We start from the raw sequence: 20,387 nt of genomic DNA on the forward strand, positions 1-20,387 counted from the left end.
CCGTGCACATTTTTGAGAGGAGTGGAAATGGCTAGCGTCAGTGGCCGTTTTGAGTATCCCGATGGGCTGACTCCTGGTCAGTCAAAAGATGGTGGCCTGCACCATAATTTGTATGATGGCGAAGGGCGCCTCGTTGGGCACGGCACGTTCATTCCTGACGGCGAGGGCGAAGAAGACTCGACAGCGGAGCCACCGCCGCTCTTCGTCGGTGCAAGCGGGCGTGACTGCGATTCGGATTCCCGATCGCGGGAGCGCCTGGAGCCCGAGGAGATAGCCGAAGCCCTGATCATTCTCATCAAATTTGCGGCGTGGACTGCGCCGCGCCTCAACAGGTGGTGGAAAGATCAGGCTCTTCCATTCGCGAAGTCGACGCGCAAGCGATTTTCTCGGACTCGCAAGGATGGCAGCTCAGGAGCACCCGATGAGTCGGTCACCTTGATTGGATCCGCACCTCCAGGGCGCTCGCGAGAAGTGATTGCCGAACTCGAGGATCGAGTGAGCATGGGCAGCGAAGAGGCGTCGGCACGCTTTGCGGCAGCCCTGATGGCCAGGCTCTTCAGTGATGATCAGATGGAGATTCTGCGTCATGCTCGGATCGAGGGCGAGGGTGGTTCGCTAGAGTTGAGCGCAGTTGACGAGCTCGCGCTTCAGCAGGTGAAGGATAATGTCAGATTGATACTCGAGGAGAACCCTTCATTGCTCACCAAGGAATCCTTGGCTGAACTCGGAAGGATTCTCGTGGAAATTCAAGGCACTGGCGGGGTGAATTCAATTGAGAGATGAATCGCTGATCCGCGGTCCTGATAATTTGCCCTCCGGGGGCGTGAATCTGACACCGTCGAACGATCGTTTCCGTGAGCTGCGCCGGCTGCTGTGCTCTTATGAAGTGACCGGCTACGTCTTCGATGACACGGAGGGCCGCAGCGGAGCCGCGCTCAGTGCTTACCTCAGGCAGGCAGCGATCGACCCCGCGTGCGCAGCCGAGGCGGCAGCCGAAATCGAAGACCTCCTCGAGACCGGTCTGTTCAACGACGCGATCGCGGATGACGTCGACCTCTTGCCCCACATCCGCCCTCCCCGCGGGAAGACGGTGGAGGGCTGCCTTGCCGTGATCGGCGGGCACCTCCGGCAGTTCCTCGCGGAGCCGGTGGCTCCCTCCCAGACGTCGCCCCAGACCGCATGGGAATGGAAAGAGCGTTTTCCTGAACTCTCACACCTGCTGGGAGCGTACTTCCACCAAGACTTCTCGCTGGAGTACTCCTCGCACCAGGAGGCTCTGGACGACTACATGTCAGACATTTCGGAGAGCGACCTCCGGCAGTTGGCGGACGAGATCCATGAATTCCTGAGCCTCAACGCATCAGATCAACTGCTCAAGAAGTCGGCGGTGACACTGGGGCTCAGTATTCTTCCACCCAAGGGTGTACGGCTGCGCCAATGGCTGGCAGATGTGCGGGAGATCGTTCTCCATCAAACGGCGGGATGAATGGCAGGTGGTCGGCACAGCTTGGTGGTCGGTACCCGGCTCGTCCCGGCTCGCCCCGGCCCGGCTCGCCCCGGCCCGGCTCGCCCCGCCCCGGCCCGGCTCGCCCCGGCCCAGCCCTGTCCTGCTCTGTCGACAACACCCGCAGTTTCGGTGCGGGAGGGAACCTCCTCGACGTGCCCCACCGTCACCGGTCAACAACGGCACTGCCAACAGCCTTGAGACGTGCCACGCTCCCCTTCAAGGGAGAAGGGGGCACGTGTCGCACGGATTGCCGCAGGCGGGGACGGGGTCAGCGTTCGCGTCGCAGCGAGACCCGCACGTGCCCGTCATCGTCACGACCGAAGAACAGGCCCGACCCGTTCACGTTGGTGAGGTACGGAGCTGTCGTACCTGCACCGAGAGCCTTCGGTTCACCCGTGTCGGTCGTCAGGTTCAGTTCCGCGGTGACCGTTTCCGCGCCGTCGGCCGCCGACTCTTCCTGGACCGCCCCGTACGCCGTGCCGTCGTCGCGGATCGAGGCGAGCGCGATCGTCTTGCGATTGCCGTCGCTCTCCAGACAGATGCCCTTGCCGCGCTTCAGGTCGAAGACCACGGGCCCGGCTGCCAGGAAGCGGCCGTCGGGTGAGGTGATCATGGGGTAGTCGCGAGCCTTGTTGGAGTCCGTGACGGGGTGGGCGCAGGTCATGCGCGCCTTGAGCCGGCCCGTTCGCACATCGTGCACCGACCACAGGGGGGCGTTCGGAGCGCCGAACGTGCCGCCCGTCGACCAGCCCGCGAGAACGTGGCCACCGGCGACGCCGTACACATGGCCGTTCCACAAGCCGACAAGGCCCGTCTGCGGTTTGATGCCACTCGGTCGTACGGCGTCACTGAACCAGCGGCCCGGGATGCCGAAGCCTCCGGTACTCATGCCCACCAGCGGGCCGTCTGCCGTGGCCGCCATCACGTGGCTGGTGGCGCAGGCCACCGTCGTCGCGCACTGGGGGAGCATGCCGTTCGGCTTCTCGTACGCGTCGACCTTTCCGGTCGCCACGTCCACCGCCGCCGCCGATTCGGGAAAGGCCTCGTCCGAACCCCAGGCGACCAGGATCCGTCCACCGGTCGATCCCACGCGCACCTCACCGGGGTCTGCCGAGACGGGGACGTCGATTTCGCGCAGCGGCTTGACCGAGGAGCCCGAGGCATCGGCGGCGTACACGGCGAGCCGCACCACCTCCGCCCCCTCGTGGAGGGAATCCTTGCCCCGCATTCCGTGCGCGTAGGCGAGCAGGTACTCGCGTCCGTCCTGTTCGATCGTCATCACGTCCGGGATCTCCCCCGCCCGACCGGATTCCGCGTCGCCCTGCGCACCCTCGACCGGCGTGGGCGGGTTCCAAGGCCCGGAGAACCAGCGGGGCTTGCCGGTGTCGGCGGCCCGCGCCTCGACGGTGTACCCGTTGGGGGCGGCGCGCATCATGGCGATCACACCCGAGCGCGGTGCGGCGGTCACGGGGATCGTCCGCACCACGCCCGGAACCCAGGTCAAGGTCGCGTCCCAGCCCTTGGCCGGGTCGTAGGCCGACGGCACCTGCAGCGCGGCGAGCGGCTTGGCCTCGTCGCCCGGCTGAGTGATTCCGTTCTTGTCCTGCTCTCGGCCGTCACCGTTGCCACCGCTACAGCCCACCACCAGGACCGCCGCCAACACAACCCCGCCCACCGACCTGGCCCCACGCATGCCGCTCTCCCCCTTCGCCCCCGTGGCCCCTCGGTATTGCCACATGATCAAGCGTTTGGCGACGCTACCAGGGCTGACCACACGCCCATGGCAGAGGATCGCTCCCTCCCGGCGACCGGCGGCGCGTTCACTTGGGCATCCGGCGCGGGCTCCGTGAAAGCGGCGTCGGTGCGCCCGGCGTGGAAGCCACGCACACGTCGGCTGATACGAGCCGGGCGTGCGGCGGGGAGTCGACCTTGCGGGACGACTCCGATCCGGGGAGCGCGTTCCGCGGCGTGTGACACAGGCCGGTGGTCCCGGTTCGTCCTTGCTGAGAGGGTGTTCTCAGGTGCTGTCGAGAAGCTCCGGCCATCCACGACGGGACGTGTCCGTGACGTACAACCTCCTTTCCGTCGGCGCGATCAACCCCGAGACCATGGGCGTCGCACTTGCCGGGATCCTTGGTCTCCCGGTCGGTGACGTGGTGGTGGCCGATCCGGACGGTGACCCCGATCTCCGGAACTGGGACGCGCCCGTCGCGTGTGAACACCGCGCGGTCCACGGTGACATCGCGTGGTCGCTGGACATCCACGTTCAGGACGAGCCGGCTGACCGGCCGCTTGAGTCCGAGCTCGCCGCCAGGTTCGCGAAGGCGGTCACGACGACAGTCCTGTTCCCCGCGACCGAGGCCCCCCCGAGCGCCTATTGGGCCGTGACGCCCGAGGGCCTCCTCACCCGCGCCCGGCTCGAACTCTCCGACGACGAACCACCGCTCTACGAGGTCACCGCCGTCGAGGCGCCGGTGCCGCAACTGCCCCGGGCGATCGTGACCCGATTCGCCGAGATCGTGCGGGAGCAGAAGCCGGACACACCCGTGACGGAGGCTTTCGCGGCATCGGTGGAGCGGATGCGGCGAGCAGCCTCGGAACGGACGCGGCACTCCCTCGATGACGGAACCGGCAGCCCCGTCCGGTCCGCGCGGGGCAACCTGCTCGTGTGGGAGCGACTCGTCCGACAACTGGAGTCCGGGTGGGCGCCGTCGGGGTGGTATCCCCTTGATCTCTACCGAGAGCGGTTGGCAGCCAGGGACGAACTCGCCTGGCTGGGTTGCCGGCTGCCCCGCGAAGTCGCCGAGTTGCTCGACAAGGCCCTGAAGGAAGTGGACGGCCGGTTCGCCGCGGCAACGGAGGAGGATCCCTCGGGAAGCCTTCGCGGAGCGCCGAAGGGCGGGTTCGAAGAGGCCTCGGTCGGCTGGTGGTGGCTTCGCCGCCCTGATCCCGAGCCCTGGGAACAGGTCTGACGTGAAGACGCATCGGAGAGGACCCGGGCCCGGGGCCCGGGCCCGGGCCCGGGCCCGGCGGCGCCGAGCCTTCCGCGCAGCCGATCCCTCAACAGCCGTGATCCCTCAACGGCGGTGATCCGTCAGCGGCGGTGATCCCTCCGCGCCGCCCGAACGGCGCCTGTCCCTCCGCGCCGCCCGAATCCCCGCCCCGACCCGCCCACAGCACCAGGCGTCAGGCTTCGTCGTCCAGGAGGCCCGACGCGGCCAGGAGGTAGCCGAGTTGGGCCCGGCTCCCGCTGCCCAGTGCCAGCGAGACTTTGCGGATGTGTTCGGCGACGCTGCGACGGCTCATCCCCAGCCGGCGGGCGATGGAGCTGTCGGTCTCGCCGCCGATCACCGCGCGCAGGATGGTTCGTTGCAGGTCGGAGGTGACGATCGGGCCGCGTGACGCCGAACCGGTGGGGAGGATCGGCGTGGAACGCTCCCAGGTCTGGTCGAAGTACCGGGTCAGGAAACGCACCAGCGACGGGTCGCCGATGTGCAGTGCGCCCTCGGCCGGCTCGTCGGACAGTTGGATGAACGCCACGTCCTGATCGCAGATGATGACGCGCTCGATGATCTCCGCCTGGCTGCGGACCTCGGCGCCGGCTGCCGTGACCTGCTCGATGTACCACATGGTGGGGCGGTGCGTCTGGACGGTGTGTTGGTACAGGGTCCGTTGGCGCACGCCCCGTTCCAGCGCGCGCAGATCTCGCTCCAGGGCCTCGCTGAGGGCCCCTTCGGGGCGTCCGCCCCCGGGCTGTACGGTGCGCAGTTCCTCCCGGCAACTACCTACGGCCGCCTCCAGCGTGGCGCTGATGACGTCCTGGCCGACGAGCCGGACCGGGGCGGGGCGCGCCGCGTCCTGCTCCTGCGCGTACACCGCCTCGAAGACGGACAGCCGGGCCTTCGCGGCGCGCACGGACCGGCGCCGCTCCGTCAGGAGGTCCTCCAGCGGGCCCAGCGTGGCGAAGGTCGCGGCGGCGGGTGTGACGGGTACGGCGTACCCCGGGTCCTCGCGGTCCTCCATGACGAGATGGAGCCTCCACAGGCAGGGCGGCAGCCCCTCGCGCGGGGCGCGGCCCTCGCGCAGCGCCGTGCGGTAGGCGGTCAGGGCCGCCTTGCAGGGCTGGGGGTTTGGGGGCGATTCGTCGCAATCGCATCCGACTGTGCCGAAATGATCTTGCTTCACAACTGTGCACATTACATTCGTGCAACCCGATATCCCTATGAGCGCAGGGCCGTCGGTTTATGTTCGCCAGGCACGTTGCGCGGGCGTTCGAGGGGGAAGTCATCCATGTCTGGTTCGGTTCGGGACGACGCCTTCGCGCAACAGGCCCGTCCGTGACCTCCGGCACGGCTCTCAAGGAGCGTCGGTACCGGATCCTGGTGGCCGGTTACGCGATCTCCTCGTACGGCACCTTCCTCAACCTGGTCGCGCTGAACCTCTACGTGTACGCGGTGACCGACCGGGCCCTGGCCGTCGGTGCGTTCATGACCGTGCGGTTCGCCGCCGGGTTCCTGACCGGCCTGGTCGCCGGACCGCTCCTGGCCCGCTGGTCCGCCAAGGGCGCGATGCTCTGGGCCAACCTGCTCCAGGCGGCGGCGATGCTGCTCCTCGTGGTGGTGCCGGACGCGTACCACACGGCCTCGCTGTTCACCGTCTCCGCAGTGGTCGGCGCCGCGGGCACCCTGTTCATGGTCGCGTTCCGCAGCTCGATCCCGCACATGGTCGGCGAGGGCCGCACCACATGGGCCAACTCGCTGATGGTCAGTTGGCGTTCCATGGCCATGGTGGCCGGCTTCGCCTCCTCGGGCGTCGTGGTCTCGCTGATGGGCTACACCGCCGCCTTCCTCGCGGACATGGGCACCTTCCTGGTCTGCGCGCTCACCGTCGCCCTGCTGCCGATGACCCGGGACGCGGCCGACGACACGGCCGACGACCCGGAGGGCAAGGGCGACCCGGAGGGCGCCGAGGGGACGAAGGGCGCGAAGGGGAAGGTCCGGTCCTCCGCCGCGCTCGCCGCGCTGGGAGCCGCCCCCGCCCTGCTGCTCATGGTGGCACTGCGCGGGGTCGACGCACTGGGATCGTCCTCGCACAACGCGGCCCTGCCCGTGTACTCCACCCGACTCGATGCCGACTCCCCGGCCGTCTTCGTCAGCGTCTTCTGGTGCGTCTGGGCCATCGGCAACGTCCTCGCCCAGCAGGTGCTGCGCCGGTACGCGAAGCGCACCGAACGCGCCGTCGGATCCCTCGGCTTCGGCCTCGGCACCATCGTGATGTCGGCGACGTTCATCCTGGCCTTCGCCGGGTTCCCGTGGGTCGCGACGATCGTGATCGCCCTGCTCGCCGGGGCGGCCGACGGGCTCACCGAGGTCTCGTACACCTCGCACCTGCAGACCCTCCCGAGCGGCCTGCGCACCCACGCCTTCGGGCTCTCCGCCACCGTCGAGAACCTCGGCTTCGGCGTCGGGATGATCGTGGTCGCGACCGCGCTGGACGCCTTCACCCCGCTGTCGGTCGTCGCCGTCGCGCACGGCGCCGCCATCGTCGTGGCCCTGGTCTTCGTGGCGCAGGTGCTCTGGCAGCGCAACGCGTCGCGGAAGGCGACGGCGGACAGCGACGAGGGAGGGAGCGGCGATGCAGGACCGGCGCGTGGCAGTCATCGGGATGGCGCTGAGGTTTCCGGGGGCTGACACACCCGAGCGGTACTGGGACGACATCCGCTCCGGCGCATCGCACGTACGCCCTTTCACCGAGGCCGAGTTCGCGTCCGCCGGGTTACCGGAAGACCTCTACCGGGCCCCTGACTTCACCGGCGCGAGCGCGCTGCTGCCCGACATCGACGGCTTCGACGCCGCCTTCTTCGGGATGAGCGGCCGCGAGGCCACCCTGACCGATCCCCAGCAGCGGCTGTTCCTGGAGTGCTGCCACCACGCGCTGGAGGACGGCGGCCACGCCGGTACCTCCGAGCGGGTCGGCGTGTACGCGAGCATCGGCTACCGCCTGTACTCCCTGCACAGCTACCTCGCGAACCAGATCGGCCGGCCGGGTGCTTCGGGCGCCCCGGGTGTTTCGGGTGACTGGGCCGAGGTCAAGCAGATCCAGGTCGGCAACTACCCCGACTTCACCGCCAACCGCGCCGCCTTCCGGCTCGGACTCACCGGGCCCGCCGTCAACGTCGCCACCGCCTGCTCAAGCGGCCTGGTCTCCGTCCACCTGGCCTGCCAGGCGCTGCTCGCCGGCGACGCCGACCTGATGGTGGTGGGCTCCGCCGCACTGCACCTGCCGCAGGTCACCGGGCACCGGCACGTGCGCGGGTCGACGATCTCCCGGACCGGTGCCGTACGGGCCTTCGACGCGGCGGCCGACGGCACGGTCGGCGGCAACGGGGTCGCCGCCGTCCTGCTCAAGCCCCTGGCGAGGGCGCTCGCCGACGGGGACACCGTGTACGGGGTGATCCTGGGCTCCGCGGTGACCAACGACGGCGCGGACAAGGCCGGTTTCGCGGCCCCCGGCGTCGCGGGCCAGCGGGACGCGGTGCTCGGGGCACTGGCCGACGCGGGCGTCGGGGCCGACACGATCGGCTACCTGGAGGCCCACGGCACCGGCACCTACAAGGGCGACCCGATCGAGTTCGCCGCGCTCACCGAGGCCTACCGGCGGCACACCGACCGCACCGGATTCTGCGCCCTCGGCTCCACCAAGCCCGCCATCGGGCACCTGGACAGCGCCGCCGGCCTCGCCGGACTGATCAAGGCCCTCCTCGTCCTGCGGCACGCCACGATCCCCCCGCTGGTGAACCTCACCCGCCCCAACCCCCTGCTGGGCGTCGAGGACAGCCCGTTCACGCTGCCCCGGCAGGCCGCGCCCTGGGCCGCGGACGGGCCGCGCCGGGCGGGCGTGCACTCCCTCGGCATGGGCGGCACCAACGCGCACGTGATCCTCGAAGAGGCCCCGCCCGCCCCCGCGCGCCCCCACGGCGGCCCGATCCCCGCCCTGCTGCCCCTGTCGGCGCAGAGCCCCCGAGCCCTGGAGGACAGTGCCAGGGCGCTGCGCGACACCCTGCGCGGACGCCCGGACCTCGCCCCCGCCGACGTGCTGACCACCCTGGCCCTCGGCCGGCGGCACCTGCGCCACCGGCTCGTCGTCACCGCGCCCGCCGGGCACCTGGCCGAGGCGCTGGACGCGTACCTCGCGGACCCGGCGCGGTACGACGGCGCGGCGGACCTCTCCGCGGCCGGCGCGGCGGCCCCCCTCGCCCGTACCGAGGGCGCTTTCGCCCGTACCGGCAGGGCGCCGGCCGACACCGAGGGGATCACCGCCCACCACACCGGGACGGTCGAGGCGCAGGCCCCGACCGCGCCCGCGTTCGTCTTCAGTGGCCAGGGCGGCGGCCGGCCCGGGATGGCCGCCGCACTCGCCGCGCGTTTCCCGCCGGCGGCCGAGGTGCTCCGCGAGTGCGCCCGGATCCACCGGGAGGAGACCGGAGAGGACCACTTCCTCGACCGGATCGTCGCCGGCGAGGGACCCGGCCGGTGGGACACCGACTTCGCCCAACCGGCGATCTTCGCCCTCCAGGTCGCCCAGGCCCGGCTGTGGCGGCACCTGGGCGTGACCCCGGCCGTGGTCGCCGGGCACAGCGTGGGGGAGTACGCGGCCCTGTGCGTCGCGGGCGCCCTCACGGTCGAGGACGGCATGCGGGTGCTGTGCCGGCGCGGCAGGCTCATGCAGGACACCGAGCCCGGCGCCATGCTGGCCGTGTTCAGCCCCCTGGAGCGGGTACGGGAACTCCTCGACGCCCTCGGACGGTCGGCGCACGGCCGCCTCGAAACGGCCGTGTCCAACGGGCCCGCGCAGTACGTCGTCGCCGGCCCGCCGGCCGTGGTGGAGGCGGCCCGCTCCTGGCTCGCCGAACGCGGGGAGCCGAGCGAACCGCTGCCCGTCGACCGCGCCTTCCACACCGCGCTCCTCGACCCGGTCCTGGACGAGTTCCGCGCCGTGGCAGACAAGGTCGAACTCCGCCCCGTACAGGTCGATTTCGTCAGCGGGCTCGACGGCCGGACCCGGCCGGTCGGGTGGCTGCCCGACGCCGACTACCTGGTCCGTCAGGCCCGGGACACGGTCGACTTCCACGCCGTGCTGGACACCCTCGCGCCCGTCGGAGTCCTCGTCGAACTCGGACACGGCGCACCCCTGACCGGCCTGGCCCGCCGGGCGGTACCCGACGCCACCTGCGTCCCCACCCAGCCCGCCGGGCCCGGCCGGCGCGAGGGCGGCGATCCGGACGGCCCGTGGACCGCGGTGGCCCGACTGCACTGCGCCGGCGTCGCCATCGACTGGGCGGCGCTCCTCGACGGCTGTGCCGGTCGGCGCGTCCCGCTGCCCGTGTACCCCTTCCAGCACCGCTCGTACTGGACCGGGCCCCCACCGCATTCCGGTCCCGAGGCGGACCGCGCACCCACGAACCAAGGCTCGATGGAGGACGGCATGACCGAACGGGACGTACTCAAGCGCGTACTCGAACTCACCGCGCGCCACCTCGGTTACGACCTCGCCGAGGTGCGCGCCGGGCAGACGTTCATCGGTCTCGGCGCCGACTCGCTGCAACTCATCGGCATGTTGAAGCAGTTGGAGGCCGAGTTCGGGGTGCGGATCGCGATCCGCGACGTGCTGGAGGACGCGGGCACCCCGGAGTTGACGGCCCGCCTGATCGCCTCGCGTTCCTCGGGCGCGTCCGGTTCTTCCGGCGCATCCGGTTCCTCGGGCGCGTCCGGTTCCTCAGCCGCATCCGGTTCCTCCGGCGGCTCGGGCGGCTCCGGTTCCTCGGCCGCATCCGGTTCCTCGGGCGGCTCGGGCGGCTCGGGCGCCTCGGTGTTCTCCGAGCCCCCGGAGCCCGCCCCGCTGACCGTGCTCGCACCCGCACCCCTGCCCGCACCGGCACCCGCACCGGCACCCGCACCCGTACAGGCACCCGCACCCGCACCCGTACAGGCACCCGCACCCGCACCCGTGCAGGCGCCCGCCATCGAGTACGCGCACCGCGCGGAGATCGCCGAGCTGAGCCGCCAGATCGAGCTGCTGGCCGAGACCCAGGCCTCCATGCTGGTGCAGCTCTCCGAGGCCGTGGCCCTGCTCGGTGCCGAGCGCGCCCGATGAGCGGCACCGCGGCAGACCGTGCCGCCGCGCTCTCCCGGCAGCTCACGGCGCAGCTCGCCGCCGCCAGGGCCCGCCTCGCACCGCCCTCCGAGCCGACGCCACCCGCGCCGACCCCGCCGCCCCTGCCCGCGCCGCCACCACCACCCCTGCCCGAGCCGACGCCGCCGCCCGAGCCGACACCACCGCCGACACCGCCGTCGCCGCCCTCGCACGGTCCGCGCGTCGTGCTGCCCGTGGGCTCCGGGATGGCCGGCGACGGCGCGGACGGTGCCCAGCGCGCTCATGCTGCCGAGCTCGGCCGCCGCCTGGTCGAGAGCACCCGCACGTCGAAGGAGCTGGCCCAGAGCCGACGAGCCGTACTGGCCGACAGCCGGGCCGTCGTCGGCTTCCGCCGCTCCACCAAGGAGACCCTGTACCCGCTGGTGGCCCGTTCGGCGCGCGGCGCTCGGCTCACCGACGTGGACGGCAACCAGTACACCGACATCACGATGGGCTTCGGCGCCCTGCTCTTCGGGCACGAGCCGGAGTTCGTCACGGCGGCCGTGCGCGAGCACCTCGACGACGGCCTGCGGTTCGGCCCCCGGCCGGTCGAGGCCGGCGAGGCCGCCCAACTCCTCGCCGACCTCACCGGCCTGGAACGGGTGGCGTTCGCCAACTCCGGCACGGAGGCCAACTCGGCCGCCCTGCGCCTCGCCCGCGCCGCCACCGGGCGCGACCGCGTCGTCATGTTCCGCGGCTCCTACCACGGGCACATCGACTCGGTACTGGGCCGCCCCGGCCCGGACGTCGGGCGCGCCGTGCCCGTCACCCGGGGCATCCCGGACAGCGCCGTCGCCGAACTCCTCGTCCTCGAATACGGCAGCCAGGGCGCCCTGGAGACCATCGACGCGCTCGGTGACACCATCGCCGCCGTCATCGTGGAACCGGTCCAGTGCCGCAACCCCGCACTGCGCCCCGTCGAGTTCCTGCGCACCCTGCGCGAACTCACCCGGCGGCGCGGCATCGTGTTGCTCTTCGACGAGATGCTCACCGGCCTGCGCCCCCACCCCCGTGGCGCACAGCACCACTTCGGCGTCGTCCCCGACCTCGCCACCTACGGCAAGGCGCTGGGCAGCGGTTTCCCGATCGGGGCGATCGCCGGCCGCGCGGACATCCTGGACGGGGTGGACGGCGGCTTCTGGCGGTACGGCGACGACAGCCGGCCCGAGGTCGAGACGACGTTCTTCGGCGGCACGTACATGCAGCACCCGCTGTCCATGGCGGCGGCCAAGGCGGTCCTCACCCACCTCACCGCCGAGGGCCCCGCCCTCCAGGAGCGGCTCAACGCCAGGACCGACGCCTTCGCCGACGACCTGAACGCCTTCTTCCGGGACGAGGAATTCCCCCTGGAACTGGCCCACTTCGGATCCATGTTCCGGTTCACCCACCGGGCCGACATGGAACTGCTCTACCAACACCTGCTGACGCGCGGCGTCTACGTCTGGGAGTGGCGCAGCTTCTACCTGTCCACCGCCCACACCGACGGCGACGTCGAGCGGGTCTCCGACGCGGTGAAGGACTCGCTGCGCGCCCTGCGCGCCGGCGGCTTCTTCCCCACCACCCGCGCGGGCGTCCGGTCGAGGCCGCGGCCGGCCGCGCGGCCCGCCCGCCCCCGGCCCGCCCCCGACTTCGGGATGTACTTCTTCGGCGACTACCCCGACGCCCACGACGGCCCCGGCCCCGGCGACGCCGACGGGCACGCGCCGCGCCCCGCCGACGCGTACGCGCGGATCATCGAGACGGCGCGCTTCGCCGACGAGCGCGGCTTCAGTTCGCTGTGGGTCCCCGAACGGCACTTCCACTCCTTCGGCGGCCTCTTCCCCAACCCGTCCGTCCTCGCGTCCGCGCTGGCCCGGGAGACCGACCGCATCCGGCTGAACGCCGGCTCCGTCGTCCTGCCGCTGCACGACCCGGTCCGTGTCGCCGAGGAGTGGTCGGTCGTCGACAACCTCTCCGGCGGGCGGGTGGGCATCGGCTGCGCCACCGGCTGGCACGCCCAGGACTTCGCCCTCCACCCGGACCGCTTCGCGCGCCGGAAGGAGATCGGGTTCGCCCACCTGGACGACGTACGGACCCTGTGGCGCGGCGGAACCCTGCGCCGGACCACGGGGAGCGGCACGGAGGTCGGGATCCGCGTCCACCCCCGCCCGGTACAGGCCGAGCCCCCGATGTTCCTGGCCACCTCCGGGCGCCGGGACTCGTACGAGGAGGCGGCGGAGCGCGACCTGGGCATCGTCACCAACCTGATGAACCAGACGATCGCCGAGCTGGCGGACAACGTCGCCCACTACCGCAAGGTGCGCGAGCGGCACGGCCTCGACCCCGACGCGGGCCGCGTGACCGTACTCCTGCACACGTACCTCGGGGAGGACCACGCGACGGCCCGGGCGCAGGCGCTGGAGCCGATGAGCCGCTACCTGCGGTCCTCGCTCCAGATGCGCTCGGCCGCGGGGGCACTGGCGAGCAGTCCCCGGGACGTGGCCGGGGCGAGCGACGAGGACCTCGACTACCTCTTCCGTCGGGCGTACGACCGGTACTGCGACGAACGCGCCCTGATCGGCACGCCCGAGACCTGCGCCCCCGTGGTCGAGGCACTGCGACGGGCGGGCGTCGACGAGATCGCCTCCCTCGTCGACTTCGGCATGCCGGCCGACCTGATGAGGTCCGGACTGGAACGGCTCGACGCGCTGCGGGGACGGTTCCACGACCCCGGCGAGGTTGCCGCCGAAGCCGAAGCCGAAGCCGAAGCCGAAGCCGAAGCCGAAGCCGAAGCCGAAGCCGAAGCCGAAGCCGAAGCCGAAGCCGAAGCCGAGACCGAGACCGGGGTCGGGGCCGTCGAGGGGCCGGTCGAGGTGTCCGCGCCCGCGAGCGACGCCCAGCGCCGGATCTGGCTGGCGTCCCAGCTCATCGGGGACCCGGCCGCCTACAACGAGATCCAGGCGGTACGCCTGAGCGGCGCCCTGGACACGGCGGCCCTCGGCGAGGCCGTCGCCGGCCTCGTGGAGCGGCACGCCGCGCTGCGGACCGTGTTCCGCGCGGGCACCGGGGACGAGACGGTCCTCCAGGTCGTCCGGGCCGACGCGGACATCGAGCTGCGGTCGAGCGACCTGCGGGACCACGCCGACACGGACGCCGCCGTCGCCGCCGTCCTGACCCGGGAGAGCGGGCGGCCGTACGACCTGGCCGAGGGACCGCTGTTCACCCCGCGCCTGCTGGCCCTCGCCGACGACGAGCACGTTCTCGTCCTGGGCATGCACCACATCGTCACCGACGGGCACTCCGCCACCCTGCTCGCCGCCGACCTGGAGGAGTTCTACACGGCCGCCGTCGAAGGCCGCGCCGCCCGCTTCACCGCGCCCGCCGGCACCACGGTCGGCGCACCCGAACCCGAACGCGACCCGGCCGACCTGCGCTGGTGGCGGGACCGGCTCACCCCGCCGCCGCCCGTGCTCGCCCTGCCCACCGACCGGCCCCGGGGCCGCCGGGTGGCCGGGAGGGGCGCGGCCGCCGAGATCCGCCTCGACGCCGCCCGCACCTCCGCACTCCAGGAATGGAGCGGGCAGCGGGGCGTCACGCTCTTCGCCGCACTCCTGACCGGCTGGCAGCTCGTCCTGCGCGAGCGGTCCGGGCAGGACGAGTTCGTCGTCGGCTCCACCTTCGGCCGACGTACGCCCGAGACCTCCGGCACGGTCGGCTTCCACGTCTCCGTACTGCCCCTGCCGGTCTCCCTGACGGACACGACGTCCCTCACGGACGCCGTGCGCGCCACCCGCGACGCGTTGTTCGACGCCGACGCCCACCAACACGTCGACCTCGACGCGCTGATGGCGGCCGTCAACCCCGACCGGGGCAACCCACGACCGCTGATCACCGTGTCGGCCGACCTCGACACCGCACCCCTGACCCGCGTCCACCTGCCCGGACTGCGCGCCCGGGAGGTGCCCGGCGGTACGGAGTCGGCGCCGCTGGAGATGGCCCTGATGGCCATCCGCAGTGGTCGCGGCCTGCGGTTGCGCCTGCGCTACGACGCCGATCTGTTCGACGCGGCGACGGCGCGCGCCCACTTGGACGACCTCGACCGGATCCTCGCCGCGATGGCCGGCGGCCACGCCGAACGGGTCCGGGACACCGCGGCCGTCCCCGCCGTCTTCGCGACCCCCGCCGCCGCCCTGCCGTCCGCCGGCCCGGTCCCGGAGGAGCTGCGGACGATCTGGAAGGCGGTCCTGAAGGTCGAAGAGGTGCCCGACGACAGCGACTTCTTCGATCTCGGCGGCAACTCGATCTCGGCGATCCGCCTGATCAACCGGGTACGCGAGACGCTGGACGTCGACTTCGCCATGGCGGACTTCTTCGCGGACGCCAACCCGCGCGCGATGGCCCGCCGACTTGCCGGCGGGCAGGACCGGGCCGGCGGGCAGGACCCGGCCGTCGGGCAGAACTCGGCCGTCGGGCAGAACTCGGCCGTCGGGCAGAACTCGGCCGTCGGGCAGAACTCGGCCGGTGGTCTGGACCCGGCCGTCGGGCAGGACCCGGCCGGTGGTCTGGACCCGGCCGGTGGGCGGAACCCGGCCACCGCGCAGGACCCGCCGTCGGCCCGGCCCGCGAAGGTCCCGGCCCCGCGCGAGGGCGAGGTCGTCGAGCGGGCGCCGGTCAGCGACCAGCAGGAGCGGATGATCGCGGGCCACCACTCCTTCCCGCAGCCGCAGGTCTGGAACGTGCCCACCAGGATCCGCTTCCGGGGCGCCCTGAAACCCGACGCGCTGCGCGCCGCGCTCACCGAACTGGTCGCCCGCCACCAGGGCCTGCGCCTGCGCTTCAGACGGGACCCCGACACGAGCCGAGCCCCCGCCCAGGACCCCGGCCCCGCCCAGGACCCCCGCACCGACCACGAGTGGACGCAGGAGGTCCTGGCCGCCCGGCCCGTCCACCTCCCGATCGAGGACCTGACCCGTCTGTCCCCCGCCCAGCGGACCGCCCGGGCCGACCGGGTGTGCCGCCGGCTGGCGGACACCCCCATCGACATCACCCGTTCGACGCTGGCCCCCCTGAAGCTGCTGCGGGTCGCCAAGGACGAGTGGCTGCTGATGTTCGTCCTGCACCACATCGCCGCCGACGGCTGGGCGCACTCGATGCTCGTCTCCGAGCTCGCCGAGCTGTACACGGCCGCGGCGGCCGGCAGGCCGCACGCGCTCGCGGCGCCCGCCTCCCAGCCGACGGACTACGCCCGCCACCAGAGGGCGTCGAAGGACCCCGCGACCGAGGCACGACGGGCCGCGTACTGCGCCGCGTACCTCGAAGGCGTGCCGACCCGTTCCGACATCCCCACGGACAGGCCGCGGCCCGAGAAGCTCAGCGGCGACGGCGGCACGGTCCGCGGCGTGGTGCCCGCGGCCGTCCGCACGGCCGTCGAGAAGCTGGCGACGGCCCGCAGGGTCACCCCGTTCGCGGTGTCGGTGGCGGCGCTCGGCGTCCACCTGGCCCGGCTCTCCGGCGTGCGGGACATCCTGGTGAGCGTCCCGTACGCCAACCGCGAGCGCGTCGAGTTCGAATCGCTCGTGGCGATGACGACGACCGCCGTCATGGTCCGCGTCCGCGTCGACCCGGACGAGAGCTTCGCCGACCTGGTGGGCCGGACCGGCGCGGAGGCCATGGCCGTCATGGCCAACGTCCTGCCCACCGCGCGCATCATGCGGGCGATGCGGGAGGCCGGGGCCACCGAGGTGCCCGACCGGGTGCCGTACGTCCTCGGGTTCCAGAACTACCCCGACACCGACATCGAGATCCCCGGCCTCCAGGTGGAGGTGGAGGACCTCGCACCGCCGGTGTGCCGGGCCGAGCTCGTCTTCGGGCTCTCACCCCGCCGGGACCCGTCCCTCGGCTACCGCACCTTCCTGGAGTACTCGGCCGACCTGTGGGACGGGCGCACGGCCGAGGACCTCCTTTCCTCCTACGCAACGCTGCTCGCAGACCTGAGCGCCCAACCCGACCGTCGGATCGCGGCCCTGCTCAGCACTCAACCGACGCCCCGAGAGGCGGAACCCGAATGACTCTGGTCAACGACCCCAGCCAAGCCGAGGACCTGCTCGCCTTCCTGAAGGACAGCTCCTCGCCCTACCACGCGGTCGCCGAGTCCGCCCGCCGCCTGGAGAAGGCCGGCTTCACGGAGCTGAGCGAGACCGAGGAATGGACCGGCGGCACCGGAGGCAGGTTCATCACCCGCGCCGGCGCCCTCATCGCCTGGTACGTCCCCGAGGGGGCTCCCGCGCACGCCCCCTTCCGCATCATCGGCGCGCACACGGACTCGCCCAACCTGCGGGTCAAGCCCACGCCCGACACCTCGTCCGCCGGCTGGCGACAGATCGCCGTGGAGGTCTACGGAGGCGTCCCGCTCAACACCTGGCTCGACCGGGACCTCGGCATCTCGGGCCGGATCAGCCTGCGCGACGGCGGCTCCGCCCTCGTCAAGATCGACGAACCCCTCTTCCGAGTCCCGCAGTTGGCCATCCACCTGGACCGCTCGGTCAACGACGGCCTCGCCCTCGACCGGCAGCGCCAGACGCAGCCCATCTGGGCCCTGGGCGCCTCGGAGCCGGGCGCGCTGCTGCGCCGTGTCGCCCGCGCGGCCGACCGGGACCCCGATCAGATCCTCGGCTGGGACCTGATGCTGCACGACATCCAGCCCCCCGGACACCTGGGCGAGGAACGCGAGTTCCTGGTGTCCTCGCGCCTGGACAACCTGGTGTCCGTGCACGCGGGCGTCACCGCGCTCACGACCGCCGCCGACGCGTACGCGAGGAACACGGTCCCGGCGGAGGGCCTGCGGATCCCCGTGCTCGCGGCCTTCGACCACGAGGAGTGCGGCAGCGGCTCCGAGACCGGCGCCCGCAGCCCGCTGCTGGAGCGGATCCTGAACCGCTCCGTCAGCGGTCGCGGAGGCGGCGGCGAGGACTGGTCGCGGGCCATCGCCGGGTCGTTCTGCGTGTCCTCCGACATGGCGCACGCCGTGCACCCCAACTACAGCGAGCGCCACGACCCGGACAACCACCCGCTGCCCAACGGCGGCCCCGTGGTGAAGGTCAACGTCAACCAGCGGTACGCCACCGACGGCACCGGATTCGCCGCGTTCGCCGCCGCCTGCGAGCGGGCCGACGTGCCGTGGCAGCGGTTCGTCTCCAACAACGCGATGGCCTGCGGCACCTCGATCGGACCGCTCACCGCCGCCCAACTCGGCGTGACCACCGTGGACGTGGGCATTCCCGGCCTGTCCATGCACTCCGCGCGCGAGCTGGTCGGCGCCCACGACCCCGGGTACCTGACGCGGGCCCTCGCCGAGTTCGTCACGACGGGCTGACGTCCCGTACGCGCAGGGGCCGCGGCGCCGCCCGCGGCCCCCGCGCCCCGACCCACGTCCTCCGGGAGAGACCGAGCATGTCCGCACGAAACGTCGTCATCAAAGGCGCCGACCCGCGGGACGCCGTCCTGCGCGTCCTGATCCTTCCGCACGCCGGCGCGGGCGCGGCGGCCGGTCTGGCCTTCGCGGAGCGCGCCCCGGCCGACTGGCTCGTCGCCACGGCCCGGCTGCCCGGCCGGGAGTCCCGCCTGCGCGAGAGCGTTCCCGCACTGCCCGGCCTGGTGGCCGACGTCGTGGCCACCCTCCGCGCCCTGCCCGGCACCGCCCCCCTGATCGTCGTCGGCGTGTGCTCCGGGGCGGTGATCGCCCTGGAGGCCGTACGCGCCGTACAGGGCGCCGGCGCCGACCTCGTCGCCGGGCTGGTGGTCGTCTCGCAGTGGGCGGTGACGGAGAAACCCGACCCCGACCGTCCGTCCCTGCGCGACACGGACGACCCCGCCCGCGTACTGGAGATCCTCCGGGAGTTCGGCGGGGTACCGCGATCGCTCGCCGCCAACCCGGAGATGCTCGGCCTGGTGCTGCCGGCCGTCGTCGCGGACATGGTGGCCGTCGAGGACTACACCTCGGGCCCGGAACCGCTCCTCGCCTGCCCGCTGCTGACCGTGTTCGGGGACGCGGACGACCTGTGTCCCGACGAGCGGACCGAGGACTGGTCGCTGTTCAGCGAGAACGTCCGCGGCGCCTGGGTGCCGGGCGGCCACATGCTCCTCGCGGACAGCCCCGACGCGGTGGTGGACGCCCTCGTCGGCAATCTCGACCAGTTCACCGCGGACCACGCCCCCTGAGGGCGGCCGTCCCGGCCTGGGGCCGTCCCGGCCTAGGGCCGGGAGACGCGCACCTGGAAGCTGCCGTCGCGCAGCTCTCCCACCACCGAGACGCTGATGCCCGCCTTGTCGTCGCTGAAGGTCTCGCCCGGCCGGAACGGCGCGTCGGACAGTTCCGCGTGCACGTTCGGCCGCCGGGTACAGCCTCCGCTGGCGTCCGCGCTGTCGGACACGGTGACCGGTCCGCGCCCGGTGTCGATGTCGGAGTCCACCTTGTAGATGAGGACGCCCGGTTTGCAGACGGACTCGTCGTTGCCCGCCTGGGTGCGCACCTCGATCGCGTACCCGACGCTCTCCGACAGCGGGACGAAGGCCAGTTTCTTGCCGCCCCGCACCGCCAGCGGGGACAGCACGTGATCACTCACCCCGGACTTGGAGGCGCAGCTGATCTGGTCGCCGTCGAGCCAGCCCAGCTTCCACTTGTGCCAGCCCAGCAGGTCGTTGTTGGAGCCCCAGTCCTCGCTCATGATGTCCCAGTGCCCGACCGTGCCGCCGCCGTCGGACGTGTACAGGTCGGGCAGCCCGAAGACGTGCCCGTTCTCGTGCGGGAGCACCCGGTACCCGGTCTCCCGGTAGGTGCCGGAGCCGTCGTCCTGGCGGCTGTAGACGAAGGACGTGTTCGCCAGGGGCACCCCGTCGGCGACGGGGGCCTCGCCGTTGCCGGAGAAGGTCACGGACAGGACCGTGTCCAGGGCGGAGGGCCCCGCGTTCGGGGTGACCAGGATGTTGATGAGGTCGTAGCGGCTGAAGTCCACCTCGGAGTCGGCGGCCTTCGCGATGTGCTCGACGAGCTGGCGGTACCCGGGCTCGTAGGGGGAGCCGCGCCCGATCCCGTACGCCGCGAACGGCATCGGCATCCGCAGCCACGTCCTTATCGGAGCCTCGGCCAGGTACGTGAGCCGCCCGTAGGAGCTGGTGCGGAACCAGTCGGCGGTCTGCGGGAAGAACTCCGACATCCGGTCCACGGCCGTGCCCTCGCCCTTGGCGTCGGGGAAGTCGATCATCAGGTTCAGGGCCCGCACCTCGCCGGTCGACCGCGAGTACCCGGGGGGCGTCGGCAGGCCCTCGGACATCTGGACGCCCATGGTGCCCGTGATCCGGCAGGGAGCCAGTACCGATTCGGCGCTCGTCGAGACGGGCCCGGACGCCGAGTGGCCGCGATGGGAGGTCCCGTCGCTCGCCGTCGCCGAGACGCCGAGGGCCAGCGCGGTGAGGCCGATGTACGCGCAGGTGCGGCGTGGTGTGCGTATCCGGTGGCGGGTCTGCGGCATGGAGATCGCCTTCGGGTCCGCGGCAGCCGGCCGGACCCGAACTGCTCTCCGTTGCCTCACCCTCCGACGGCTGCGGCGCGCCCGCGCGTCGGGAGAGGCCAAACGGGAGCACGACCCGAGAAGGGCGTGACTCAGGTCACACCGACGAGTGAAATAACCGGGGACGCGATCCCCGTTTGCAT

11 protein-coding genes are annotated in these 20,387 nt (G+C 72.1%); 8 read left to right on the forward strand and 3 right to left on the reverse strand.

Going from position 1 to position 20,387, the window contains the following annotated elements; all coding sequences use genetic code 11:
* Nucleotides 1-27: 27 nt before the first annotated feature.
* Together ACFYW3_RS29155 and ACFYW3_RS29160 are read left to right on the forward strand one after the other, a co-directional pair.
* Nucleotides 28-783: a hypothetical protein gene (locus ACFYW3_RS29155; protein ID WP_389387851.1), complete on the forward strand. Its 756-nt coding sequence runs from the start codon at nucleotides 28-30 to the stop codon at nucleotides 781-783.
* Nucleotides 784-823: 40 nt separating this feature from the next.
* Nucleotides 824-1,486 (forward strand): contact-dependent growth inhibition system immunity protein, encoded by a 663-nt coding sequence (locus ACFYW3_RS29160; RefSeq protein WP_389387852.1) that lies wholly within the window; start codon nucleotides 824-826, stop codon nucleotides 1,484-1,486.
* Nucleotides 1,487-1,775: 289 nt separating this feature from the next.
* Here the strand turns inward: ACFYW3_RS29160 and ACFYW3_RS29165 are convergent, their stop codons facing one another.
* Nucleotides 1,776-3,200 carry a hypothetical protein gene (locus ACFYW3_RS29165; protein ID WP_389387853.1) on the reverse strand — a complete coding sequence of 475 codons (1,425 nt, stop codon included), beginning with the start codon at nucleotides 3,198-3,200 and terminating at the stop codon, nucleotides 1,776-1,778.
* Nucleotides 3,201-3,570: 370 nt separating this feature from the next.
* Here ACFYW3_RS29165 and ACFYW3_RS29170 point away from each other — a divergent pair, with 370 nt between their 5' ends.
* Nucleotides 3,571-4,479 carry a hypothetical protein gene (locus ACFYW3_RS29170; protein ID WP_389387854.1) on the forward strand — a complete coding sequence of 303 codons (909 nt, stop codon included), beginning with the start codon at nucleotides 3,571-3,573 and terminating at the stop codon, nucleotides 4,477-4,479.
* A gap of 214 nt (nucleotides 4,480-4,693) precedes the next feature.
* Here ACFYW3_RS29170 and ACFYW3_RS29175 read toward each other — a convergent pair whose 3' ends face one another.
* Nucleotides 4,694-5,692: a LuxR family transcriptional regulator gene (locus ACFYW3_RS29175; RefSeq protein ID WP_351750008.1), complete on the reverse strand. Its 999-nt coding sequence runs from the start codon at nucleotides 5,690-5,692 to the stop codon at nucleotides 4,694-4,696.
* Nucleotides 5,693-5,889: 197 nt separating this feature from the next.
* Here ACFYW3_RS29175 and ACFYW3_RS29180 point away from each other — a divergent pair, with 197 nt between their 5' ends.
* From ACFYW3_RS29180 to ACFYW3_RS29200, 5 genes are all read left to right on the forward strand, one after another.
* The gene (locus ACFYW3_RS29180; RefSeq protein ID WP_389387892.1) at nucleotides 5,890-7,197 is read left to right on the forward strand and encodes an MFS transporter; all 1,308 of its coding nucleotides are present in this window, start codon (nucleotides 5,890-5,892) and stop codon (nucleotides 7,195-7,197) included.
* On the forward strand, nucleotides 7,157-10,660 hold the full coding sequence (locus ACFYW3_RS29185) for a type I polyketide synthase (RefSeq protein ID WP_389387855.1): 3,504 nt from the start codon (nucleotides 7,157-7,159) through the stop codon (nucleotides 10,658-10,660). Before ACFYW3_RS29180 ends, ACFYW3_RS29185 begins: the two co-directional genes overlap by 41 nt.
* A complete protein-coding gene (locus tag ACFYW3_RS29190; RefSeq protein WP_389387856.1) occupies nucleotides 10,657-16,746 on the forward strand; it encodes a MupA/Atu3671 family FMN-dependent luciferase-like monooxygenase in 6,090 nt (2,029 codons plus the stop codon). The genes ACFYW3_RS29185 and ACFYW3_RS29190 overlap by 4 nt, the downstream gene beginning before the upstream one ends.
* Complete coding sequence (locus ACFYW3_RS29195; protein WP_389387857.1) at nucleotides 16,743-18,050, forward strand: M18 family aminopeptidase; 1,308 nt, start codon at nucleotides 16,743-16,745, stop codon at nucleotides 18,048-18,050. The genes ACFYW3_RS29190 and ACFYW3_RS29195 overlap by 4 nt, the downstream gene beginning before the upstream one ends.
* A gap of 77 nt (nucleotides 18,051-18,127) precedes the next feature.
* Complete coding sequence (locus ACFYW3_RS29200) at nucleotides 18,128-18,895, forward strand: thioesterase domain-containing protein (RefSeq protein ID WP_351750003.1); 768 nt, start codon at nucleotides 18,128-18,130, stop codon at nucleotides 18,893-18,895.
* Nucleotides 18,896-18,927: 32 nt separating this feature from the next.
* Here ACFYW3_RS29200 and ACFYW3_RS29205 read toward each other — a convergent pair whose 3' ends face one another.
* Nucleotides 18,928-20,205 carry a M6 family metalloprotease domain-containing protein gene (locus tag ACFYW3_RS29205; RefSeq protein ID WP_351750002.1) on the reverse strand — a complete coding sequence of 426 codons (1,278 nt, stop codon included), beginning with the start codon at nucleotides 20,203-20,205 and terminating at the stop codon, nucleotides 18,928-18,930.
* Nucleotides 20,206-20,387 lie beyond the last annotated feature (182 nt).

It is taken from the genome of Streptomyces sp. NPDC002602, assembly GCF_042889445.1.
Lineage (GTDB): Bacteria > Actinomycetota > Actinomycetes > Streptomycetales > Streptomycetaceae > Streptomyces.